The 22,788-nt window shown below is 39.9% G+C and carries 18 protein-coding genes and 2 pseudogenes; 2 read left to right on the top strand and 18 right to left on the bottom strand.

The annotated features are described in order from the left end of the window. Nucleotides 1-53 precede the first annotated feature (53 nt). From NSQ84_RS01380 to rhaA, 3 genes are all read right to left on the bottom strand, one after another. On the bottom strand, nucleotides 54-668 hold the full coding sequence (locus tag NSQ84_RS01380; RefSeq protein ID WP_339212173.1) for a histidine phosphatase family protein: 615 nt from the start codon (nucleotides 666-668) through the stop codon (nucleotides 54-56). Further along, complete coding sequence (locus NSQ84_RS01375; RefSeq protein WP_311066769.1) at nucleotides 665-2,131, bottom strand: FGGY-family carbohydrate kinase; 1,467 nt, start codon at nucleotides 2,129-2,131, stop codon at nucleotides 665-667. Before NSQ84_RS01375 ends, NSQ84_RS01380 begins: the two co-directional genes overlap by 4 nt. Before the next feature lie 216 nt (nucleotides 2,132-2,347). Further along, complete coding sequence (gene rhaA / locus NSQ84_RS01370) at nucleotides 2,348-3,604, bottom strand: L-rhamnose isomerase (RefSeq protein WP_094244941.1); 1,257 nt, start codon at nucleotides 3,602-3,604, stop codon at nucleotides 2,348-2,350. Between the two features lie 525 nt (nucleotides 3,605-4,129). Between rhaA and NSQ84_RS01365 the strand changes: the two genes are divergently transcribed. Further along, a complete protein-coding gene (locus tag NSQ84_RS01365; RefSeq protein ID WP_311066768.1) occupies nucleotides 4,130-4,564 on the top strand; it encodes a thioesterase family protein in 435 nt (144 codons plus the stop codon). Nucleotides 4,565-4,627: 63 nt separating this feature from the next. Here the strand turns inward: NSQ84_RS01365 and NSQ84_RS01360 are convergent, their stop codons facing one another. The 4 genes and pseudogenes from NSQ84_RS01360 to NSQ84_RS01345 all read right to left on the bottom strand — a co-directional run. Then, nucleotides 4,628-4,963, bottom strand: coding sequence for a multidrug efflux SMR transporter (locus NSQ84_RS01360; protein ID WP_311066767.1), 336 nt, complete (start codon nucleotides 4,961-4,963; stop codon nucleotides 4,628-4,630). 22 nt (nucleotides 4,964-4,985) lie between these two features. Beyond that, entirely contained in the window at nucleotides 4,986-5,309 is a 324-nt protein-coding gene (locus NSQ84_RS01355) for a multidrug efflux SMR transporter (RefSeq protein WP_130158505.1), read from the bottom strand. Nucleotides 5,310-5,779: 470 nt separating this feature from the next. Then, nucleotides 5,780-6,073, bottom strand: a complete 294-nt coding sequence (locus NSQ84_RS01350; protein ID WP_311066766.1) for a hypothetical protein — start codon at nucleotides 6,071-6,073, stop codon at nucleotides 5,780-5,782. Nucleotides 6,074-6,440: 367 nt separating this feature from the next. Beyond that, a pseudogene (locus NSQ84_RS01345) lies at nucleotides 6,441-6,876 on the bottom strand (short-chain dehydrogenase); the annotation flags it as partial. A 789-nt stretch (nucleotides 6,877-7,665) separates the two neighbouring features. On the opposite strand from NSQ84_RS01345, the gene NSQ84_RS01340 reads away from it, so the two are divergent. Next, nucleotides 7,666-8,961 carry a DUF4085 family protein gene (locus NSQ84_RS01340; RefSeq protein ID WP_063386501.1) on the top strand — a complete coding sequence of 432 codons (1,296 nt, stop codon included), beginning with the start codon at nucleotides 7,666-7,668 and terminating at the stop codon, nucleotides 8,959-8,961. Nucleotides 8,962-9,360: 399 nt separating this feature from the next. Here NSQ84_RS01340 and NSQ84_RS01335 read toward each other — a convergent pair whose 3' ends face one another. The 11 genes and pseudogenes from NSQ84_RS01335 to NSQ84_RS01285 form a co-directional block, all read right to left on the bottom strand. Beyond that, nucleotides 9,361-10,107 carry an amino acid ABC transporter ATP-binding protein gene (locus NSQ84_RS01335; protein WP_063386500.1) on the bottom strand — a complete coding sequence of 249 codons (747 nt, stop codon included), beginning with the start codon at nucleotides 10,105-10,107 and terminating at the stop codon, nucleotides 9,361-9,363. 15 nt (nucleotides 10,108-10,122) lie between these two features. Further along, a complete protein-coding gene (locus tag NSQ84_RS01330) occupies nucleotides 10,123-10,782 on the bottom strand; it encodes an amino acid ABC transporter permease (RefSeq protein ID WP_063386499.1) in 660 nt (219 codons plus the stop codon). Nucleotides 10,783-10,841: 59 nt separating this feature from the next. Then, nucleotides 10,842-11,612: an amino acid ABC transporter substrate-binding protein gene (locus tag NSQ84_RS01325; protein WP_063386498.1), complete on the bottom strand. Its 771-nt coding sequence runs from the start codon at nucleotides 11,610-11,612 to the stop codon at nucleotides 10,842-10,844. A 354-nt stretch (nucleotides 11,613-11,966) separates the two neighbouring features. After that, nucleotides 11,967-13,313, bottom strand: a complete 1,347-nt coding sequence (locus NSQ84_RS01320; RefSeq protein WP_063386551.1) for an MATE family efflux transporter — start codon at nucleotides 13,311-13,313, stop codon at nucleotides 11,967-11,969. A gap of 17 nt (nucleotides 13,314-13,330) precedes the next feature. Beyond that, a complete protein-coding gene (locus NSQ84_RS01315; RefSeq protein ID WP_063386497.1) occupies nucleotides 13,331-13,624 on the bottom strand; it encodes a metal-sensing transcriptional repressor in 294 nt (97 codons plus the stop codon). 408 nt (nucleotides 13,625-14,032) lie between these two features. Beyond that, complete coding sequence (locus tag NSQ84_RS01310) at nucleotides 14,033-15,820, bottom strand: L-lactate permease (RefSeq protein ID WP_063386496.1); 1,788 nt, start codon at nucleotides 15,818-15,820, stop codon at nucleotides 14,033-14,035. A 207-nt stretch (nucleotides 15,821-16,027) separates the two neighbouring features. Continuing rightward, nucleotides 16,028-16,801 (bottom strand): IclR family transcriptional regulator, encoded by a 774-nt coding sequence (locus NSQ84_RS01305; RefSeq protein ID WP_063386495.1) that lies wholly within the window; start codon nucleotides 16,799-16,801, stop codon nucleotides 16,028-16,030. A gap of 160 nt (nucleotides 16,802-16,961) precedes the next feature. Then, nucleotides 16,962-17,482 (bottom strand): annotated as a pseudogene (locus NSQ84_RS01300) (fumarylacetoacetate hydrolase family protein); the annotation flags it as partial. Between the two features lie 180 nt (nucleotides 17,483-17,662). Beyond that, entirely contained in the window at nucleotides 17,663-19,846 is a 2,184-nt protein-coding gene (locus NSQ84_RS01295) for a malate synthase G (protein ID WP_063386494.1), read from the bottom strand. 124 nt (nucleotides 19,847-19,970) lie between these two features. Continuing rightward, the gene (locus tag NSQ84_RS01290) at nucleotides 19,971-21,428 is read right to left on the bottom strand and encodes an FAD-linked oxidase C-terminal domain-containing protein (RefSeq protein WP_311066762.1); all 1,458 of its coding nucleotides are present in this window, start codon (nucleotides 21,426-21,428) and stop codon (nucleotides 19,971-19,973) included. Beyond that, nucleotides 21,419-22,786 carry a (Fe-S)-binding protein gene (locus NSQ84_RS01285; RefSeq protein WP_063386492.1) on the bottom strand — a complete coding sequence of 456 codons (1,368 nt, stop codon included), beginning with the start codon at nucleotides 22,784-22,786 and terminating at the stop codon, nucleotides 21,419-21,421. The genes NSQ84_RS01290 and NSQ84_RS01285 overlap by 10 nt, the downstream gene beginning before the upstream one ends. Nucleotides 22,787-22,788: the final 2 nt, after the last annotated feature.

Here is a 22,788-nt window from a genome sequence, read left to right as displayed (position 1 = left end):
CGAAAAGGAAATTTTTTTAAGATCGATTTGATGCTTATCGGAAACTTCCTGCTTCAAAGAAGATGCAAAATACTGTTCCATTGAATAATGGATGCCTTTCCTTTACCGTGATATTCAATAATAGAAACCCCTGTATTGTCCATTTTTATTTTGCGGTAATGCGAAAAAGGTAATCCAAACCATTGCGTTGCAGCAATACGGTTTACTGTGTTATGAGCTACAACAAGCGCATTTTTATCTGGATATGTTTTCGATACCTCTTCAAAAAAAGATTGGATCCGATTATAAACTTGACTTGCAGATTCTCCCGTTTCCCCGGCAAAACACTCTGCCGGATTCGTTAACCAATCTGTCCATGAATCCTTATGTTCTCTCTCAATCATTTGTACCGTTTTTCCTTCCCATTTCCCGAAGTCAATTTCTACAAGACGCTGATCTTCAATAACTGGCAAACCAAACTCTTTGCTTATAATTGCAGCTGTTGCCGATGCTCTTACTAGAGTTGAAGAAAAGACCGCGTGAAACTTTACGTGCTTCAGCGCTTTAGCTGATGCTTCCGCCTGCTTAATCCCTTGCTCTGACAGTGAAACATCCGTCCTTCCGCAATATTTGTTGCCATCCCGATTCCATTCCGTTTCTCCATGGCGTAAAAGGAAAAATCTTGTCACAGCACAACTCCTCTCTTTTTAAGTGCTTGAATAAAGCGTTCATATCCTTCTTCATATTGTTCACTTATATGTTCTTCAAACATCACCTCTTTTTCTCTTTTCAGCATGTTCTCCCCGGCATCTTGAATACTTCCAAAATATGAAGATGCCGCAACAATCGCAGCCCCAATAGCACCGTCGCTATGCTTCATTTTAATAATAGGCTTCTTTAAGACATTGCTCCGTATAGTCAGCCATACATCACTGCTGCTTCCTCCGCCTGCTGTAAAGACAGCCCTCACTTTCTCGCTTGACAGCTTTTCAATCATCTCGTAAGCCATTCTTTCAAGATAGGCAACACCTTCTAAACGGGAAATAAAGAGCTGTTCTTTTGTCAAACCTGGTTCGTCAAAGCCTTGTATGTCAGGAAATGCAAAAGGAAAACGCTCTCCCTTTTGCCGGAGCGGATACGAAATCCACCGGCTTGGGAAATATTCATATGCTTTACTATTTAAATAAGCTAATTCATCTTTTGAATAATCAATTGAAATCCAATCTCCCCCTGTGTTGCTCGCACCGCCCGGCATCCAATATCCATCTGGATGGCGATGGTTATAAAGTATTCCCTTCTCATCTATTATTGGCTCGTATGTAATCCCTTTTATTACTAAAGTTGTGCCAATTGTCGTGTTCCAGTTTCCAGGTGATAATGAACCGGATGCGAACTGCGACGCACAACCGTCAGTCAGTCCGAGTGTAACGCTTACATTTTCCGGCAACCCTGTTTCCTCCATACATTCCTTTGACACATTCCCGGCAAAAGTCCCTGAAGGCAATACGATTGGAAGTGATTTAACAGGTATTTTTAAAGTTTTTTCAATATATTCCGGCCATTTTTCATTATTTAAATCATAGCCGCTTTTAAATGCACTCGTATAATCGGTTATTCCCCATTTTCCCGTTAATTTCCCGATAATATAGTCAGTAGGATGCGCCCATAAACATACATCCTTTGCTATTTGCGGAAAATGTTTATGGAACCAAACAATTTTCGGCAAACCATACGAGCTGGAAAATGCCGTATAATGCCCTGCTGCAAAGGCAGCCTCTCTGCAAAGCGCTGCCTCAGATTCTGACCTGCTGTCGCTGTACATTAAGGCATTGTATAGCGGTTCATATTGTTTATCAAGGGGAATTACAGTACCTGATGTGGAAGTGACAGACAAGGAAACAACTTGATTAAGAATTTTTTGCTCCTTCAAACTATTTGCTACTTGTCGAATAGATTCACCGGTATGCTGCCACCACATAAACGGCGATTGCTCCATTCTTAACTCGTTTCCTTTCGCCAAGTTAAAAGTTACAGTACTGGCTGCATAAATAGTTCCGTTATAACCGATTGCAATTGTGCGAATGCCCTGTGTTCCAATATCAATTCCTATAAAAATTGGCTGCGATTTGTTCATTTCATCAACCTCTGCCACACATTTTTTTCTCTTTCTATTATCTACTGATGCTTCGGATGCTAAAGCTATTAAGTGAAATTGCCGAATCTAGCACTTCCTATATTTACTTTATTTTCTCCATTAGGAGTGAAGCTTTCCTTAATCCACGAAGTCTTTATAATTTTTCAGCTCTTTTAATTCACTGATCGGCTAATTTGAGCAGCAAGGGAATTCATACTCTTGCCATATTTACGACTACTGTCTCTTAGTTAATACTTCCTCCTCATATTTTTGAATTTCTTTTAACCATTCTTCTCTTACAGGAACATTCATTTTCTCACAATAATAATCCCAAATTGCACCGAAAGGATAAGTTTTAAATTCCTCCATAACCGCCAATCTTTCCGTAAAGTTTCCCTTTTCTTGCAATTGCTTTAAATATTCATGCGGCATAAGCATTGCATATAATAAAGCTTTAATCATATTACGCGTTCCAATGACCCATGCAGCAAGACGATTGATGCTGGCATCAAAGAAATCAAGTCCGATTAAAACCTTATGCAGCGCATCATTGCGCACGATTTCAAGCGCTATTTCACGCAATTCATCATCCAAAATCACGACATGGTCGCTGTCCCACCGAACCGGTCTCGATACGTGTAAAGCAAGCCTGTCGCTATAAAGCAAAATCGATGAAATTTTATTTGAGACTGTTTCAGTAGGATGAAAATGACCTGTATCTAATAAATATATTTTATTATTTTGTAAGGCGTACCCTAGATAAAATTCATGCGAGCCGACAACAAAAGACTCAGATCCTATTCCAAACAATTTGCTTTCGACTGCATCCAAATTATATTTCTCATTGATCTCTACACTAAAAATTTTATCCAATGATTCTTTTAATCGCTTCCTTGGAGTCAATCGGTCGCTTGGAATGTCCTTATAGCCGTCCGGAATCCATATATTTGTTAAGCATGGTGTTCCAAGCTCCTTGCCAAAGTACTCACCGATTTTTCGGCTCCTAATACAGTGGTTGATCCAAAATTCTCTAATTCCCGGATCAGGATGAGACAACGTCAGTCCATCTGCTGCTTTTTCATGCGAAAATAAGGTAGGATTAAAATCCAGCCCTATACCAATTTTTTTCGCCCAATTAACCCAGTTTTCAAAATGTTTCGGTTCTAACTGATCTCTTTCCACTTTTTCACCATTTGTTTCTGCATAAATGGCGTGTAGGTTGACACGATGTTTTCCTGGAATTAATGACAGCGCTTTCTCTAAATCCTGCCTTAATTCTTCAGCATTTCTTGCCTTTCCCGGATAATTTCCTGTTACATCAATCCCCCCTGAAAGCTCGCTTGCATCTGCTTCAAATCCTTTTACGTCATCACCTTGCCAGCAATGGATAGAGATTGACGCTTGCTGCAAGTTTTCTAATACTTCTTCAATATTTATTCCCCATTTTTCATAGACTTGCCTTGCTATCTCAAAAGATTCTTTTATAACCATAAATTATCCATCTCCTTTAGTAAACTAGTACTTTTTTCTAATACATTATGAATGTACCTTATGCTGTTTTTATGAACTGTTATGAAAATTTAGAAATTTTAAAGTAAACGGTTTCAATTTTCTTCACTAACTGTCGTACATTCCTTCACCTTTGGACAAATTAAATTCTTTAGCTTGATAAATGCCAGCGTCGGCGCCAAGGAAAGGGGGAAGAGTTCATGACATCTTTTATTTTCGCTTTTTGCATAAATATAAAAATATTCCAAACATACTAGTTGGTTTTTACTGTAATTTCAATTATATAATACTTTTGTTTGTTATTGAATATATTTTTTTATTTTTGTTCTTTATGTTATTTCCTACCTCTGTCCTAATCAAAGAGGTGAACGCAACTTTAGCATCAATTTTTGAATTTTTGACAGACGCTCAGCTTATTTCGAACTTCTTTACAAATCTTATTTCCCGCTTTAATTGCTAGAATTTTCATTATATAATGAAAATAACATTTTTTCAGGAGGGTACATAATGGAAGGATTCCGTTTTTCACACCGCCTGCGGGTGCGCTACTCAGAAATTGACGGACAAAAAATTGTCTTTAACGCCCATTACTTGACATATATTGACGTTGCGGTTATTGACTATTTTGAGGAAGTGTTTGGGCGGGATCTCGAGGAGCTTGCCCAAGAAAATATATTTGATATTGCAATGGTCAAATCAACGCTGGAATATAAAAAGCCAGCCCGTTTTAAAGATACGCTTGAGATCTGGTGCCGAACATCACGAATTGGCGGCTCTAGCCTGACAATGGAGTTTATCATCACAAAAGCGGGAGAAAAAGACCCGCTGGTTCAGGCTGAAGTGATCTATGTCAATTATGATGCCGCCGCTGGAAAATCGAGAGCGATTCCTGATTTCGTCCGTCAGCGAATTAAAGAATACGAACCGGCAGTCAGCCTATAAACGAAATACAAACGTTTAGACCTATAGCTGACTCCTTGCGCCCTTCAGACAGGGGGTCAGTTTTTATAAAACTTTATCTGGACTTTTTGGAGCATTTAATAAAATCACCCCGCCAATGATCAATACTAGACCAACTAATGTAATAATATTAAATGGGTCCCGCCATACTAGAACACCAATTAACGCTGTAAAAGCTGTCCCCAGCCCCGACCAAATCGCGTAGGCCAAGCTTAGCGGAACTGTCTTAAGACATAACGACAAACAATAAAAAGATAATCCATAACCAACTATAACACCAATGGAAGGGAAAAAACTTGTAAATCCATCTGACAATTTAAGCATTGTCGTACCAAATACTTCGCTGATAATAGAAATTCCTAATGCGATAAAACCTTTCATACAATTGCCTCCTCTCTCATCGTTAATGAGAACTGCTGAGTTTCAAAACAACCACTCCACAAATGATTAGAACTAAGCCTAAACATTTTTTAAGATCAATACTTTCTTTATAAAAGATAACACCGACTAATGCAGTTAAAGCCGTACCGAAGCCTGACCATATCGCATAAGCCGTACCAAGCGGTATTGCTTTTAGAGATAAAGATAAGAGATAAAAAGCTGCGCCATACCCCATTACGACTCCGATGGAAGGAAACAACTTTTTAAATCCATTTGATACTTTCAGCATTGAACTTGCAAATACTTCACTTATGATGGCTACTGCCAAAATTACATATTCCTTCATGTGAATCCTCCTAAAACTTAACGGTCCTTCGCACTTTTGTCCTTTGATATAACAATTTGATAGTCTTCGAAAAATACGTTTTGACTGACCTGATAAAATCCAATCCATCGCTTACTCACAGTCATGCACGCAGACTCTCGTCTTTTCACCAGCAACTAGTACAAAATACTAGGAAAAATCATGTCCGCAACATTACGTGGAGAAGAGTTAGAAAAAAAGGAATTCCAGAAAGGTCCAAGGAGATTTTTACAATGGATCTAACGTCTAATCAATAAATGGATCCCCTTGAAAATGGCCACCCACACTATAAATGGTAAGTTCATCGTTTGATGAACTTGAACTTCGTAATCATACATTTCTAAAAGATTTTTAAATATCGAAGAAATTTTGTTCGCTGTCAGAATGACCTCTTTTCCATTACTAATCGTTATCGTTTTAAATGCAAGAGTAGAGTTTATATGAAAGCTGTTCTAGCTATAAATCATTCGAAGCTCTTTAAAAATAGATTTTTTCTTATGAAGTGACAAATTTTTAATTCGTACAATTTCTTTTCCGTCTGGTTGAAGCACAACAAAGGCGTTATGTATGAAATGTTCTTTTGTAGATATTGCCTTATATTCTTCTTTTCCAGAAAAAAACGAATACTTTCCAATTGGAAAGCTCCATTTAGGATGAAGCAACACTTCTTCATCAGTCTGTATTTCACGGATACGAGTTTTCGTTAAATCCATAAATGAATCTTTAAAAATAAACGAATAAGTCATTTTTTCTCTCCATCTTTGTCAAATCCTTTATACTGCTTCCCATTAATTGAAAAAGAATTTCCTTCTACGCATATTTTATCACAGGTTTTCATCATTCTTTCTTCCTCTTATCTATCCACCTTCTCCCCCCCTCACCCTTCGACTCCCATACAGCTACAAGGCTTCGAGAGAATAGAAGATATCATCAATTTTCCACAAAAGAAGAAGCCGAACATGCGCCTGGTGATCAAGTTCGACTTCTTGGACACTTTTTTAAACATGAAAATAAAGATCCGCACTGCGATGCATATCGAGCTATCGCTTCCCGTTAGTGGTACTCGGAAGCATTCGCTGGCTTTCCAGCATCCTGTACTTCTCCGATATATCGCTAGGCATCTGGCTGTGAGCCATCAAGATCATAAAAACTATACACTTGCGCGAGCTGACCGCTTGACACAGATTGACCGTTCCAGCGAGCAACCTTCGGATCACCGGCTAAAGCGGCCGACAAAACGCGGCGTTTCCGAGATGATGAATTGGGGTTCCTTTACAAGGGCATCACGCCAGTTTTCTTCTGTCATACCATAGTGATCAAGCATAATTTCAGAACGCATCCAACCCGGAGTCTGCTACGGCGGTGCATTGATATGGTAAAAGCTTATGGACTAAAGACTTTGCCATACGATGACAGACATCTTGGCTAGATCGTAGAACAGTGATAAACGGTAGTTTTTCTCGTTGTATTCTGCCGTGCCATCCGTTATCTCAACGACCAGCCCGTTCTTATTTCGGATTAACAGGGGTAATGCAAAGTGGAGCGTCAAATACTCTATCTGCAGAGGCATCAAAAGAACGTTTCATCGTTAAGGTTATTGTAGATGTACTAACCATTCTCATCACCCTTTACAAAATAATGAATTTGTTGCAAATACTTTATTTTTTCTCCTTTTTTGCTTTATTCAGCTCATGTTCAAGAACGTCAAACTGTCTGTTCCAAAAACATTCATAAAATCGAAGCCATCTGTAGAAGTAGAAAACGATTTGGAGGTAAGACGACAAATATGCGTTCGTCCTTGCACAGTCCTTTCAAGCAGGGCTGACCGTTCTAATGTTTTGATATGCTTAGCAAAGCTGCTAAAGACATATCAAAAAGGTTCCGCCAATTCCCATACTGTTCGGTCATGAGAGGCAAGTAGACGAATTATTTCTCTTCGCGTCAGATCAGTTAGGCTTGAAAGATGTTGTCTAGTAAGTATAGAACTTGAATTTATTCAACTATTAGTTTAACTATTTCTGTACAGTAATTACTTTTAAGTTCAGATGCATGATAGTAATTCTTTTTTATATCCTGCCCGTTAAAACCGGATATTTTTCTGTACAATCATGGGGCTGTCCAGAAAGTCAGATCCCCATTGAAAACAAAAAATCATAAACACCGATATATCAACGTTTCTAAAACATTAATGGGGGCGTCAATAAGCCGTAAAAACGAATTATTAGACACCCCCATCACCTATTTTGTTAAATTTCTCCTTTTTAGCAGGTGAAACGCTTATAAGAAGTGAATTCATTATATGAGAAAAAATGGCAGATAGCATATAAGGAGAGATATAATGAAATTTTTTACAAAAGAATGGTATGACAAAATGCAGAAGGCGCACCTGCTTACAATTCCCGAGTCTGATGAAGAATGGATGGATTTTATCAAAAGCTTTGAAGAAGACGACGAGGATGTTTACGACTATTTGCGGCAAGATCTTGAATCTATTAAAGACGAATTATTGCAAACATTGCCGGAAACATTTCATCCCTATATTCTGAACGGCACCATTAATCAGCCGACACTGCCAAAGGAAGTGCGGGACGAACTCATCATTTGGTTGAAGGCTAAAATTGAGGAATGCGAAAAAGTGTTAGATGAAGCGAATAATCATTTTGAACATATTCGCGAAAATCTGCCGGAAGAGCTGATCAGCATTTTGGAAGATGGATTACATGACGCAGAATTACAATATATCCATCGCGATTACGATGCACTCAGATTAACGTTAAATGGGGAAGGCAGTTTCAGCAAGGGGGATGCCATCGTTATTGAGATTACTGGAATCAAGGAGGAACAATCCGAAATACCTTTAACACCAGGTATGTTTTGGCTTTATGAAGAAGGGGATCTTAATAACAAAAGCTTCATCTTAAGTGTTTTATTTGACAATCCGATGACGGAATGGAAGGTAGCTGCAAAACAATTTTCCATTACCCATTTTTATAAAACACAAATTTTTCACCACGATCAGGAATTTGAGAAGGAAAATCATAGCCGCCATAAAGCAAAAAAAGAGAGACATAGTCTTCCTTACAAACTGCCGGATCAGTATGCGTCTTTCGTGACCGCTTTACACGAAGGAGAAGCGGAGAAAATGTATTTTTTAACGGAAAAGGAAGCTATAGAAATCGACCGCTTTTTATCTCTTGAGGAATTGAAATTAGAAGGCAGCGTCATCCCGATTGCAGTTTGTACCAATGGAAATATTGTCCTTCACCTTGAAACTCAGAAAATATTTTATCTTGGTGCAAATACAGAGGAGCTAGCTGAAAGCTTTGAAAAATTTTTAGAAGGACTTTATTCAAAACAATTCGTGGATGAAATGCCCCTATTATCAGAGCCGTTACCGACGGAAGAATTGGAAAGCGCACTGTTCAGTGAAGACTTAGAGCTGATCATACGTGCATGGAACACCATTGTTCAAGAACCAGAAAAACATATACCATTAATAGAAAAAACTCTCCCATATTCTTTACAGCATGAAAATGAAGAGATACAACTAATCGGTGAAGTGTATATGGACCATATTCTTTCCTTCAACATTTTGTCTGAGCAATTCATCAATAAACTGAGAAAAAGCACTTAGGAACGAATGCTAAAAAGGCAAGGCTCTTTCTAAATGATCCTGCTCCATACCCCATCGAATGAATTTGTACAACAAACTTATGGTTCCGGGGCTCATGACCTTTTCACCGCTTCTACTAATCGAGTAGGAGGGGGTGACTAACCCCCGACCTCTCACACCACCGTACGTACCATTACTTCTGCCTTCACGGCTCGGGGCTTTCACCCTAGAGATTATTACACTCTGCCGGGCGTACAAAAATAGCAGCACAGACTTGGCCGTAGTCTGTGCTGCTAATCTTAATATGTTTTATTTAAAACAGATTTGGGGTGTGCTAAAAGTACGTTTTATTTGTTGATCAGTTACTATTTATTTTAAGTAGCAAGTGTCAAGTAATCTACTAATAGACAGCGTCCCGGATTATTTCAAACTGCGGTTCAAGAAAGCTTTCGTTCGTTCAAACTTCGGGTTTGTAAAAATCTCAGTCGGAAGTCCGGATTCGATGATTTCCCCGTTGTCCATGAAAATGACTCGGTTTGCAACCTCCTTGGCGAACCCCATCTCATGTGTCACCACAATCATCGTCATGTGCTCTTCAGCCAGCTGCTTCATTACTTGCAGTACTTCGCCGGTTAACTCCGGGTCCAAGGCGGAAGTAGGTTCATCAAACAGCAGGATTTCAGGGTTCATCATAAGCGCACGAGCAATGGCGACTCTTTGTTTTTGACCGCCCGAAAGTTTTGCAGGATAAGCTGATGCCCGATCGGAGAGCCCGATTTTCTTCAGAAGTTCTGTGCTGCGTCGTTCAATTTCCGCATTTAACTCCTTCTTTACTAGCTTAGGAGCAAGTTCCAAATTTTCTTTAACCGTGAGGTGAGGAAAAAGATTAAAATGTTGGAAAACCATTCCCATCTTAGAGGTGATCCGCTTAATCTCCTGCGGTTTTGAGTAAATCCCGTCCTTCACCAAATAATCCCCGGATATACAAATGCTGCCTCCGTCAATTTCCTCAAGATGGACCAGGCTACGGAGCATTGTACTTTTACCAGAGCCAGATGGTCCGATCACAGCAATTACGTCGTTCTTGTTAACATCAAATGTTATCTGTTTTAATACATCCAACTTGCCATATGATTTTTTGAGGTTGGATACTTCAATGAGAACCACACTCACTACTCCTTTTTAATCAAATTTGAACCGTCGTTCGAGCCACTTAAAGAGAACAGTTAATAAGAGCGTCATGATCAGATAAATAATACCTGCGATGAAGAAAGGCACGATTGTAAAATCACGGTTCACAGCAGTCTGTGCATAGTGTAATAATTCTGGTACGGCAACAGCATAGAGCAGTGCGGTATCCTTAACTAGTGTAACCGATTCGTTAGCGACGGCAGGAAGTGCGATGCGGAACATTTGTGGAAGTATGATTCGCGTCATCGTCTGCCATTTATTCAAGCCTAGGACTTGTGATGCCTCATACTGACCTTTATCAATAGCCAGCAAACCGCCGCGGAAAATCTCGGCAAAATATGCAGCATAGTTCAATATAAAACCCAAACAAGCTGCGACAAAGCGGTCTAATACCAAATAATCTCCGATCACAGGGATCATCGGCAGTCCAAAACATATAAAAAGCAGCTGAAGCAGCAATGGGGTGCCCCGCATCACATATATATAAATCTGTGTAAGCCACGATAAAGGCTTAAACCTGCTTCTTACAGCAAGTGTTAGTATGAAGCCGAGCGGAATTGACAACACAATGACGATCAAAAACAGGAGAACCGTCATCTGTGCGCCTAGCAGCATCGGCTTAATGATTGAGTTGAAATAATCTACGGACATGAAAGAATTCCTCCAACAGCAAAACAGGGTTTCTCAAGGAAATCCAAGTTTGGTCTATTTTACTTTAATACCTTATTTTCACCAAACCACTTTTGCGAGATTTCGGCGGCAGTGCCGTCCTCATTCAGCTCATCGAGAGCTTTTTGCAGTTTATTCAGCAGTTCCTCATTACCCTTTTTAACACCAATTCCATATTCTTCTTGTGCAAGGGATTCATCGAGCAGTTTATAAGTATCTTTTTCTTTCGACATGTAATATTTAATGACAACTTCATCAATCACTACTGCATCAACACGTTTTAGCTTTAGATCCTTCAATGCCAGAACATTGTCGGCATACTCCGTAACCGTCTTGATTTTCGATTTAATCGGATTTTTATCCAACGCATCGGCTGCAGAAGATAGAGATTGAAGACCAACCACTTTGCCTTCTAGATCATCAAGTTTAGAAATGTTTGAATCAGCAAGTGTGACCACAACTTGTGCATTTTTCATATAAGGCTTTGTAAAAAGAACCTTCTTTTTGCGCTCCTCCGTAATGGTATACCCGTTCCAAATGAGATCGATCCGTCCGCTGCTTAATTCAGATTCTTTTGTTTTCCAATCGATCGGCTGAAATTTTACCTTTGTTCCCATTTTTTCGGCAGCTGCCTTGGCGTAGTCAATGTCAAACCCTACAATTTCATTATTCTCATCCCGGAACCCCATAGGTGCAAATTTATCATCTATTCCAATTACTAGCGTTTTGTCTTTTTCCTCCGATTTGGAGCATCCTATCAGGAGCGAGAATAACGCTGCCATAGTTAGAATAAACATTGCTAATCGTTTCATACTGTAGATAACCACCTTTAATTTATTTTCATTTTGTTTTTAACCTATTGCATGTCCAAAAAATTTAAATGTCCCCCGCTACTAATCACAATTAAACCATCCGTAAATGTATCTGCAATAGTTCGGACAACATTTGCATCAAATAAGCTCAAAAAAGCAATAACGATAATTGCTATAAAAACGCATCTATGAAGATATCTGCGAGTGTACTTTAATTCGATAATATATTAGAGTAATAAATTAACATAAAATAAAAATAACACAACATAAAAATGAATGTCAATGGATATTTTTAGTTCATTAGCATACTAAAGTATTTGAGAATCATAGTTTTCTATACATATAATTGTATGTTCAATGTTTGATTTGCTTTTTAAATCTCCACCATAAAATCAGGGCTCGAATGACTTGATCGATTACAATGGATAGCCATACTCCTGCTATTCCTAAATTTAATTGGATGCCCAATACATATACACCTACAATACGAATGACCCACATGCCGACCGCTGTACTGTACATGGGGCTTTTTGTATCTCCTGCTCCTTGTAAAGCTCCAGTCAACACCAATCCCATAGCTAATGCTGGTTGGGCAAAAGCATCAATTCTTAATGCCGTAGTAACCATCTCAATAGCCTGTTTATCTGTTGTAAACCAAGTCGCAAGCCAAGGAGAAAGGAAAAACAACAGAACACCTATTATAGACATAAATAACATGGCGATATAAGTCGTCAGCATCCCATATGTATAAGCCTCTTTTTCAAGCTTTGCCCCAATATGCTGCCCTACAAGTGTTGATGCTGCCGCAGCTAAGCCATATCCTAGCATATAGGAAAATGTTTCGATATTCCCGGCAATTGTATGAGCTGCATACGTTTCCGTTCCAATTCGAACAATTAATCCAAAGTAAAGCACTTGCCCTAAACGCATAATTAAGCGTTCAATTGCTGCAGGAGCAGACAGCCTCAAAATAGGCAATGTGAATTTCTTTATATCCAAAGAAGATTTCTGAAATAAAGAAAATGATATAGACGATTTTTGAATGTAATAATAAAGAGCGATGGCTCCCAGCACTCTTACAATGACTGTCGCCCAGGCTGCTCCTGCTAAGCCCAACCCGTGAAATCCCAATAAACCAAAAATGAAAAAGTAGTCCAAAACGATATGGATGATATTAATCCACCAGCTTACTTTCATCGGTGTTTTTGTATCGCCAGCAGCTCGTAAAATACTTCCAAAGATAAACATTAAAGAAATAAAAACAGACGGGACAGCTACAATCCGAAAATAAACAGAGGCGTCTACTAAAACGCTTGGTTCTGCTCCCATAAGACGAAGTAAAGGTTCTGTGAAAAATAAGGTGATAAAACCAAAAAATAAACCTATAAAAAAAGAAAGAATGGTTGACTGCTTAGCAACGGCTTTTGCTTGGCCAATATTACCAGCACCGACATGACGTGCGATCAAAGAAGAAGCCCCTACTCCAACTGCCATGAAAATGGCGATATATACGGCTAGAACAGCATTTGCCACGCCTACTGCTGTGACTTCGTTTAATCCTAATTTTGATACAAAAAGTGTGTCTACAAATCCTACCACTGTTTGCAAAATATTTTCGATCATGGCAGGAACAGCTAATGCTAGGATGATCTTTATTTTTTGTTTTGTTGATCGCTCCTGACTGATACCCTCTGGAATCATCAAAAAATTTAATCCCCTTATCGAATGAAATTCTCTAATGCTTTTTTTAAATCGTTTAATACTTGTTCCTCATTTCCTTGATGAACAGCATTTACTAGACAATTCTCCATATGATCAACAAAAATTACTTTTGCTGCATTATCTAACGCTTTCCTTACAGCCGCAATTTGCAGAAGAATTTCAGGACAGTCTCTTCCTTCTATCGCCATTTCTTTAATGGAACGAACATGTCCCTCAATTCGCGCTAATCGATTAATGACCTGCTTGCGATATTTATGTTCATGATTTTGATGATGGTGGTTTTGACACATATTTCATTCCTCCTTATTATAATAATATCCCCCTAGGGGGGATATGTCATTTTAAAATTTTTTCACCTTTTCAAAATATAAATATGCTGTTCAATCATAGTTAACATAATAGTCACAAAAACCCCTTTAGGCTACAAGTGGTTTCTTATTGATGTAAACTTCGTTGATATTTACGTGCAACCAAGCACATCTTATATCTGCATAGAAAAAGCTGGATTTTAATATAGGGCGATATTGTGAGAGCAACTTTGTAAAGTATACAAGTCCTATTATCACTCTTCACAAAACATACTAAGATTAGTATGTTTTTTTGTCATAGAAAAACTCCCCTAGTGAAGGGGAGCATATATTTTAAGACAGCCTTTACTTTTTCTTAAAAAATTATTATATCCATTCTTTTTGTTAGGATTATTGTTTTGCGCCAAATGATGACTTATTATGAGCGGGCCATGTTGCCCGTTTTTTATTTGTTGCAATGATGTAAACGGCGGCAACTGCGATCAAGACTGCAATCAAGGAACCGAGATTAAATATTCCCTTTTCGGAGTACCATGCAATCGAGTATCCAATCGAACCAGCCATTAAAGCATAATACGTAAATGGGAGCAATGTTTTTCTAATAACTTCTCCTTCTTTTCCTACCAACCCGACTACTGCCGAAGCAGCGACGACATTGTGTACACAAATCATATTCCCAGCCGCACCACCTACCGCCTGAAGGGCAACAATCCAAGTGGGATCAACACCAATTTGGGAACCTACATTATATTGAAATAAAGAAAACATCATATTACTGACCGTGTTGCTGCCAGCTATAAAAGCGCCCACTCCACCAATAAATGTGGAGAAAAAGGGCCAATAATTGCCCGCCAGCGCTGCTACTCCGTTCGCCAATTCAATTGGCATTTGATCATAACCTGCAGCACCGCCGCCTGAATTTAAAAACACTTGAACCATTGGAACGGTAAAAATTAGCGCGGTTGAAGCTGAGATCATCGTTTTCCCTGAATGCATCCAAGCACGTTTGTATGCGCTTCCATTCATACCGTGAATAAAAAAGGTAATCAGTGACACAACAATAAAAATTGTTCCTGGTGAATAAAGCGGTTGAAAGCTAGCCGTAATATTTGTTCCAAACATATTCCGAATCTCAATCGTCCACGCTTGCAGCCATCCGCCGATCGGAAGCGATTTCAACCTGGTCGCCACTAAAAACAGGCCAACTAAAATATACGGAGTCCAAGCGCGAATCATGCTCATCTTGCCGTTCTTGTGTGCGATATCTTTAATCTCAATTTTTCCTATCCAATCCGGATCCCATTTAGACTTTTCTTCAAAATCCCATACTTCTTCTTGAGATGGAATTAAAAAACCTTTTTTCGCAGCGGCAATAACGATTGCTAATCCGACCAAGCCGCCAACCATGGAAGGAAATTCAGGGCCAAGGACATTGGCAACGATGAGATATGGTATCGTCATTGTAAAAGCCGCAAACAAGGCAAATTTCCAAACTTTAATTCCTTCAGAAAACGACTTGTTTTTTCCAAAAAATTTGGTCATTAGGGCTACAACAAATAATGGAACAAGAGTGCCCGTTATCATATGAAGAATAGCAACTTTCGCTCCAATCAAAGTGACCAACGACAGCAAGTTATCAGTAATCGTTGCATCAGCGGATAATCCTGATTGTACGCCGACAAGAATCGGTGTGCCGACAGCACCGAATGAAACGGGTGTGCTTTGAATGACCATGCCCGCCACAACGGCTGCCATCGCTGGGAATCCCAATCCTACTAATAATGGAACAGCAACTGCAGCTGGCGTACCAAAGCCTGCGGATCCTTCAATAAACGAACCAAATAACCATGCGACAATAATTACTTGAATGCGCCGGTCTGGAGAAATATCGGTGAACCCTTGCCGGATTGTTTTAATTCCCCCACTTTCTTGCAAAGTATTTAAAAGCAAAATGGCGCCAAAAATGATGTACAATAGTGTAGCAGCTACAACCAAACCATTTATGGAGGCAGCTATTACATTGGCTGCTGATACTTTCCAAACAAAGAGCGCAAGTATGACGGCCACAACATATGAAATCGGCATCGCTTTGCTAGCTGACCATCGAAACCCAACCAAGAAAATTCCGACGATTAAAATTGGAAGAAGCGATAAAAAAGCCAACAATCCAGTACTCACAAGAGATTTTCCCCTCTCTTATTCAAAATGTAATTCACCCACATGAATGGAAAATCATAGTACACTCATTATATCTTTTATTTTTTTAATTATCAATATTTTCTGAATTTTTTATCATTAACTAATTCCTTTGTTATGCAATAATCAAACCCTTGCCCTATTTGAAAAGTTGGAGCGAAATCAATTCAAATAAGGCGAAGGTATTACTCAAGCATATTCAACAAAACCAAGCCGAGCAGAAATTTGCTTTCCTATTTCAATCATCCGCGGCTGAAGTTGTTTGAGCCTCTCATCTGTCATTCGAATGGTTGGTCCTGATACGCTCACGGCAGCAATGACCTTCCCCAAATGATCAAAAATTGGGGCGGCAATACAACGAATCCCATATTCGTTTTCTTCTAAATCTAGTGCATATCCTTGTTGTTTAACTCGAATGAGCTCTTTCAAAAATGCATCCTTATTCGTAATCGTATTTTTCGTATGCATCGGCAACCCTTTTCTGTCAAGGATGTCTAAAACGACACTTGACGGCAAATTGGCGAGAATGGCCTTTCCTACAGAGGTGCAATGCATTGGGGCACGCTTTCCGACTTTTGAATGCATGCGCAGCGTTTCATTTCCTTCCAATTTTTCAATATAAACGACTTCTCCTTGGTCATAAACAACCAGATGGATGACTTCGTTCGTCTCATTTTCTAATTTTTGCAGGAAAGGTTTTGCTTCTTTGCGAAGATCAATCGATTCTAATAGCTTCGAACTGATTTCCAAAAATTTATACCCCAGTTTATATCGTCCTGTTTCGGAATCTTGTTCAATATAGCCGTACCGGGCAAGTGTAGATAAGATTCGATACACGGAGCTTTTGTTGATATCAATCTGATTGGCAATCTCTGTGACGCCTAAACCTTCTTTTTTTAAGCTGACAAGTTGAATAATGTCCAACGCCCTGCTTACAGACTTGACCATATTGTCCCTTTCCACAGCCGTTCACCTTCTAAAATCTTGGCGGAATTTGCTAGAGTGCAAATTCCGCCATATAAATTTTCTTGATTCCCTTATATTATGACAGGAAGAACAAAAACTGCCAAGTTCTTTCTGTTCCATTATTCACTTTATCATTTGAATACTAAGATTGTTTCCTTCATAACGTGTTAACACGTTTTTTTGCAGCAACAACGGTATTTTTTAATGTGCCGATTCCTTTCATTTCACATTCAATTACATCTCCTGCTTAAACAAAATCGGCTCCAACCGGACTTCCTGTTAAAAGGACATCACCGGGTTTAAGTGTCATGACAGATGATAAATAGGAAATCATTTTCCGAATGGAAATAATCATTAATTCCGTTGAACTATCTTGTTTTTTAACACCGTTCAACTTTGCTTCAACATGAATGCGAAATGTATCAAGTTCTGTTTCAATGACAGGGCCAAGGGGGGGAAATGTGTCAAACGATTTACCGATTGTCCAATGGCCATCTTCATGGAAAACTGCGGCGCCGTTACGTCGTTGCCCACCGTGTACCCAAATACATAATTCAATGCTTCTGATTCCGGCACCATTTTCGTTTGTTTACCGATTACAATTGCCAGCTTAGATTCAAACTTTACCCTGTCTATTCCCTCTGGAATAACAATCTGTTCTTCAGGACAAATAACGGATTTTTATGAACTTCCAGCGCCTTTTCCCGAAGGTTTTTCATACATTCAACTCCTTCATAATAAAACTTTTCATTCATAACCAAAGCCGCGCAACTAAAGATTTTGATCGGTTTTTGTGCATGGAAGATGTAGCTTTTAAATAGAAGGCACCCTTTGGTAGGATGCCTTCATGATGAGAAGTTATTGTTTTACAGCATATTTTGCTTTTGCTTCAAGACGGCGGCGATGCAAAATCGGTTCTGTGTAGCCGTTAGGTTGATCATAACCTTTAAATACGAGGTCACACGCAGCTTGAAATGCGACGGAACGGTCATAATCTTTTGACATCGGGCGGTAGCCAGGTTCATTTTCATTTTGCTTGTCGACTATTTTCGCCATCCGCTTAAGTGTTTCAAGAACTTGTTCTTTCGTAACAATGCCGTGATGCAGCCAGTTTGCGATATGCTGGCTTGAAATCCGCAACGTTGCCCGGTCTTCCATCAAAGCAATATTATTAATATCCGGAACTTTTGAACAGCCGATTCCTAACTCCACCCAACGAACAACATATCCTAAAATTCCTTGTGCATTATTATCTAACTCTTCTTGTATTTCTTCAGGGGTCCAATTCGGGTTTTCTGCAACCGGAATTTGTAAAATTTCATCACGGAGATCTTCAATCGTTTCAGCCAATTTGTTTTGGACATCTGTTACATTTACTTGGTGATAATGGAGAGCATGCAATGTAGCCGCTGTTGGTGATGGCACCCACGCAGTATTGCCGCCTGCTTTTAGATGGCCAATCTTTTGCTTGAGCATTTCCGCCATCATGTCCGGCATTGCCCACATGCCTTTTCCAATTTGCGCACGGCCTTGGAAGCCGCTTTGTAAACCGATATAGACGTTTGAGCGTTCATAGGCTTGCAGCCATTGAGATGTTTTCATATCATTTTTCCGAATCATCGGACCTGCTTCCATTGATGTATGGATTTCATCGCCAGTTCGGTCCAAAAACCCTGTGTTAATAAATACAACACGATCTTTTACTTCCCAAATACAAGCTTTCAAATTCAAAGTTGTGCGCCGTTCCTCATCCATCACACCAATTTTCAGCGTATTCCGTTTTAATCCCAGCAAATCTTCGACGCAGTTAAATAGCAGGTTGGCAAACGCCACTTCCTCAGACCCGTGCATTTTAGGTTTTACAATGTAGATCGAACCTTTCCTGGAGTTTTCAAATTTGCCATTTCCTAAAAGGGAATGTTTAGCAATCAAACTTGTTACAACCGTATCCAATATTCCTTCTGGGATCTCTTCTCCCTCTCCAATGAGCACTGCACTATTTGTCATCAAATGCCCAACGTTACGAATGAGCATAAGTGAACGACCTGGGAGAGTAAACTTTTCTCCTGATTTGGATGTGTATGTTCTGTCAGCATTAAGCGTACGTGTAATCGTTTTATCGTTTTTTGTAAAAGTAGCTGTCAAATCTCCTTTTATGAGGCCAAGCCAATTGCGATAAACAAGCACTTTGTCTTCCGCATCCACTGCCGCCACAGAATCTTCGCAATCCATAATCGTTGTAACAGCCGCTTCCAATAGAATATCTTTAATTCCCGCATCGTCATGTTTTCCAATTGGATGGCTTCGATCGATCTGGATTTCAATATGAAGACCGTTGTTCTTCAATAAAATGGCAGATGGTTTATCCGACTCTCCTCTGTAGCCTACGAACTTTTCTCTTTCTTTAAGAGCGGTTGTCTTGCCATTCATTAAAGTGACAAGCAAATTCCCGTCTTCAACTGCGTATTGAACAGCGTCTCGGTGGAAATGTTCTTGCAACGGCACTACTTCATCAAGGAAGTTTTTCGAAAAGGCAATGACTTTTTCCCCGCGAATCGGATTATACTCTCCTTTTCGTTCAGCCCCATCTTCTTCGCTGATGACATCCGTTCCATAAAGAGCGTCATAAAGGCTTCCCCATCGGGCATTGGCGGCGTTAAGAGCGTACCGTGCGTTATTAATCGGCACTACTAACTGCGGCCCGGCTTGTAGAGCAAGTTCGTCATCGACATTTTCTGTTGTAATCTTAAAGTCTCCCACTTCTTGTTCTAAATAGCCGATTTCCTGCAAAAATGATTTATAGGCTTCAAAGTTGAATTTGTTGCGATGTTCTTTGTGCCATTCGTTGATTTTTTGCTGGATTTCATCACGACGCTTAAGCAAATTTTTATTAATAGGTGTCAGTTCATAAACAAGGTTCTCAAACTGAAGCCAGAATTCATCTTTTTCCACACCGCTTCCCGGCAATGCTTCATTGTTGATAAAATCATACAAATTTTCAGCTACTTGCAAATTGCCGACTTTTACATAGTTTGTTTTCATGGGCACAATTCCTCCTTTAAATGTTATAATTGTTGTTTGTTATTACGAAACACTGTTTCGTAATTGTTTAAAAAAGGATAACATGATGATGGAATCATTTCAATAATTTTCTTAAAATTCTTTTTTATGATGCTGTAACAGATTTCCCCTCTTTTTTCACTTCCAAACAACGTCCCGGAGTTGGGAAGAGCTTCCCGGCATTTAATAAATTTTTCGGATTAAATACTTCCCGAATATCCGTTTGCGCCGCTATTTCTTCGTCGCTAAAAATGAAGCGCATCTCTTCTCTTTTCTCGATCCCTACTCCATGTTCACCTGTAATCGATCCGCCGGCATCTGCACATGCTTGCAAACAGGCGCTGCCAGCTTTTAAAGCCTTTTCTGTTTCGCCCGGTTTTCTGGCATCAAAAAGTACAAGCGGGTGCAGATTGCCATCGCCAGCATGAAAGATATTTGCGATGCGCAGACCATACTCTCGACTGATTTCGTGAATTCTGTTTAACACTTCGGGTAATTTGCTGCGGGGAATCACACCATCCTGAACTAAATAATCAGGAGAGATCGCCCCCATTGCGCCAAATCCAGTTTTGCGGTTTGCCCACCATCTAGCTCTTTCCTCTTCACTTTGTGCCACTTTTACTTCTCGAACATGATTTCTCTTGCAAACTTCTAAAATTTGATGGATTTGCTCGTCTATACCTGCGGATATTCCATCCACTTCAATGAGCAAAAGCGCTTCAATGTCTTTTGGATGGCCGACAGGAAACGCTGCCGCTTCAACCGCTTCTATTGCTATTTGATCCATCATTTCAAGGGCTGCTGGTACAATTCCGGCAGAAATAATGTCCGATACGGCTTGACTGCCATCCGCAACGTTGTCAAAATAAGCGAGCACCGTTTGCTTTGCTTCCGGGTTTTTTAAAATACGAACCGTTATTTTCGTCACAATTCCTAAAGTTCCTTCTGATCCTGTTAAAAGTCCTAATAAATCATAGCCCGGTGCATCAGGTATTCCATCCTTGCCTATTTCAATGACTTCGCCATTTGGCAATACCACTTCAAGCCCTAAAATGTGATTTGTCGTCACACCATATTTTAGACAATGTGCACCGCCCGCATTTTCACCGACATTTCCGCCGATGGTGCAGCAATATTGGCTTGATGGATCAGGCGCATAATAATATCCTTTGTCCGAAATGGAGTTCGTCAGTTTTAAGTTGACAAATCCAGGTTCCACTACTGCACGCCTGTTTTCAAAATCAACGCTTATAAGGCGTTTCATTTTTACAAGACTAATGATTACTTCCCCATTCAACGGGATCGCCCCGCCGCTGAGACCAGTTCCGGCACCGCGGGCAAGGAACGGCAAATCATGTTCGTGGCAATATTTCACAATTTTTGCGACTTCTTCTGTATTATTCGGGAAAACGACTGCCCTCGGCAAACGACGATGAATGGTAAAGCCATCGCAATCATAAGCTAATAAATCTTCTTTTTTATACAAGATGGAACGGTTTCCTTCAACAATGTTTGCAAGGTTTTTTATATGTTTGTCATTTGTTCTTATCCCTTTTAGAGACATTCCTCCCCCTCCTTTAGCCGATCTTCTTTTTGGTACGCCCAATCCAGCAGCTGTACGGTATGAACAATTTTTTGATTTCTTCCGTTTTTTTGAACACCCATCGCCATCTGCAGCATACAGCCGGGGTTTCCCATTACAATCATTTCTGCTTCTTTAGGGACATTCTTCATTTTGCTATCAAGCACTTCTTTAGCCATCTCCGGATTTGTTATATTGTAAATGCCAGCACTGCCGCAGCATCGGTCAGCATTCGCCATTTCAACCATTTCGACCCCAGGTATATCAAGAAGAAGGCTGCGAGGTTCGTCACGAATGCCCTGCCCATGAGCTAAATGGCATGCATCATGATAGACAACACGAGCCTTGATTTCGGCGATGGGCCTTTTATAACCAGTGTCATAAAGGTATTTTGAAATGTCTTCCACCTTTTTTGAAAATGTTTCAGCTTTTTGGCGCCAAACGGGGTCTTCACGGAACAGCTCCGGATATTCTTTTAACATACATCCGCAACCGGCAGAATTTACAATTACTTTTTCAGCATGTTGGAATGCTTCAATATTTTGTTTCGCTAATTTTCTCCCCATTTCCCGGTCGCCTGCATGAACATGAAGAGCCCCGCAGCAAGTTTGATTTTGCGGAATCATAACGTCATTTCCATTTCGAGTTAACACGTTAATTGTTGCTTCATTAATTTCGCTGAACATGACATCCATTACGCAGCCAGTTAAAAACGCAACCGTACTCTTCGTTTCTCCTTTTGCTTTAATGACTTTTTCATGTTTGTACTTTTTCCGCACAGGCTTTTTCACTTCCGGCATGATCGCTTCCATTTCGGCTAAGTGTTGCGGTATGATATTGATCAGCCCTGTTTTACGGACAAACGTTTGCATGCCGCTTTTTTGATACAATTTCAACACATTTCCTAACGTGTACAAGCGATTGTGGTGCGGAAACAAACTATGCAAAAACAGATGGCTGACCGCCTTTTTCCAGCCTTTTAACGGCATGGCTTGGCGAATTTGACCGCGCGCTTCTTCTATCAATCCCCCTACATCAACGTCCGCAGGACAAGCGGTAGTACAAGCGCGGCAATCAAGACAAGCAAAGACAGGATCCATAAAATGTTCGTTCACTTCAAGCTTTCCTTCTGCGACTGATTTAATCAAATGGACGCGTCCGCGGGGAGAATGCTGTTCCTGACCCGTGATCTCATAAGTTGGGCACGATTCTAAACACATACCGCAATGGACACAATCCGCCCATTTGTTTTCATCAGGCGGATCACTCCAAAGGTAATTGCTGAAGCTGTTGGTTTGACAGGCTGGTTCTTTGATAAGATCACTTTCATTTAATCCCATAT

Source organism: Aeribacillus sp. FSL K6-3256 (assembly GCF_037965805.1).
GTDB lineage: Bacteria > Bacillota > Bacilli > Bacillales > Aeribacillaceae > Aeribacillus > Aeribacillus composti.
Note: the sequence above shows the minus strand (reverse complement) of the source record. Positions and strands in the feature narration are given on the sequence as shown.

Coding starts and splice junctions, on each gene's coding strand:
- NSQ84_RS01330 (WP_063386499.1), bottom strand. CDS start 10,782: ATGTCCGTAGATTATTTCAACTCAATCATTAAGCCGATGCTGCTAGGC.
- NSQ84_RS01285 (WP_063386492.1), bottom strand. CDS start 22,786: ATGGGATTAAATGAAAGTGATCTTATCAAAGAACCAGCCTGTCAAACC.
- NSQ84_RS01290 (WP_311066762.1), bottom strand. CDS start 21,428: ATGTCTCTAAAAGGGATAAGAACAAATGACAAACATATAAAAAACCTT.
- NSQ84_RS01295 (WP_063386494.1), bottom strand. CDS start 19,846: ATGAAAACAAACTATGTAAAAGTCGGCAATTTGCAAGTAGCTGAAAAT.
- NSQ84_RS01315 (WP_063386497.1), bottom strand. CDS start 13,624: ATGTGTCAAAACCACCATCATCAAAATCATGAACATAAATATCGCAAG.
- NSQ84_RS01320 (WP_063386551.1), bottom strand. CDS start 13,313: ATGATTCCAGAGGGTATCAGTCAGGAGCGATCAACAAAACAAAAAATA.
- NSQ84_RS01340 (WP_063386501.1), top strand. CDS start 7,666: ATGAAATTTTTTACAAAAGAATGGTATGACAAAATGCAGAAGGCGCAC.
- NSQ84_RS01350 (WP_311066766.1), bottom strand. CDS start 6,073: ATGACTTATTCGTTTATTTTTAAAGATTCATTTATGGATTTAACGAAA.
- rhaA (WP_094244941.1), bottom strand. CDS start 3,604: ATGGTTATAAAAGAATCTTTTGAGATAGCAAGGCAAGTCTATGAAAAA.
- NSQ84_RS01325 (WP_063386498.1), bottom strand. CDS start 11,612: ATGAAACGATTAGCAATGTTTATTCTAACTATGGCAGCGTTATTCTCG.
- NSQ84_RS01360 (WP_311066767.1), bottom strand. CDS start 4,963: ATGAAAGGTTTTATCGCATTAGGAATTTCTATTATCAGCGAAGTATTT.
- NSQ84_RS01355 (WP_130158505.1), bottom strand. CDS start 5,309: ATGAAGGAATATGTAATTTTGGCAGTAGCCATCATAAGTGAAGTATTT.
- NSQ84_RS01365 (WP_311066768.1), top strand. CDS start 4,130: ATGGAAGGATTCCGTTTTTCACACCGCCTGCGGGTGCGCTACTCAGAA.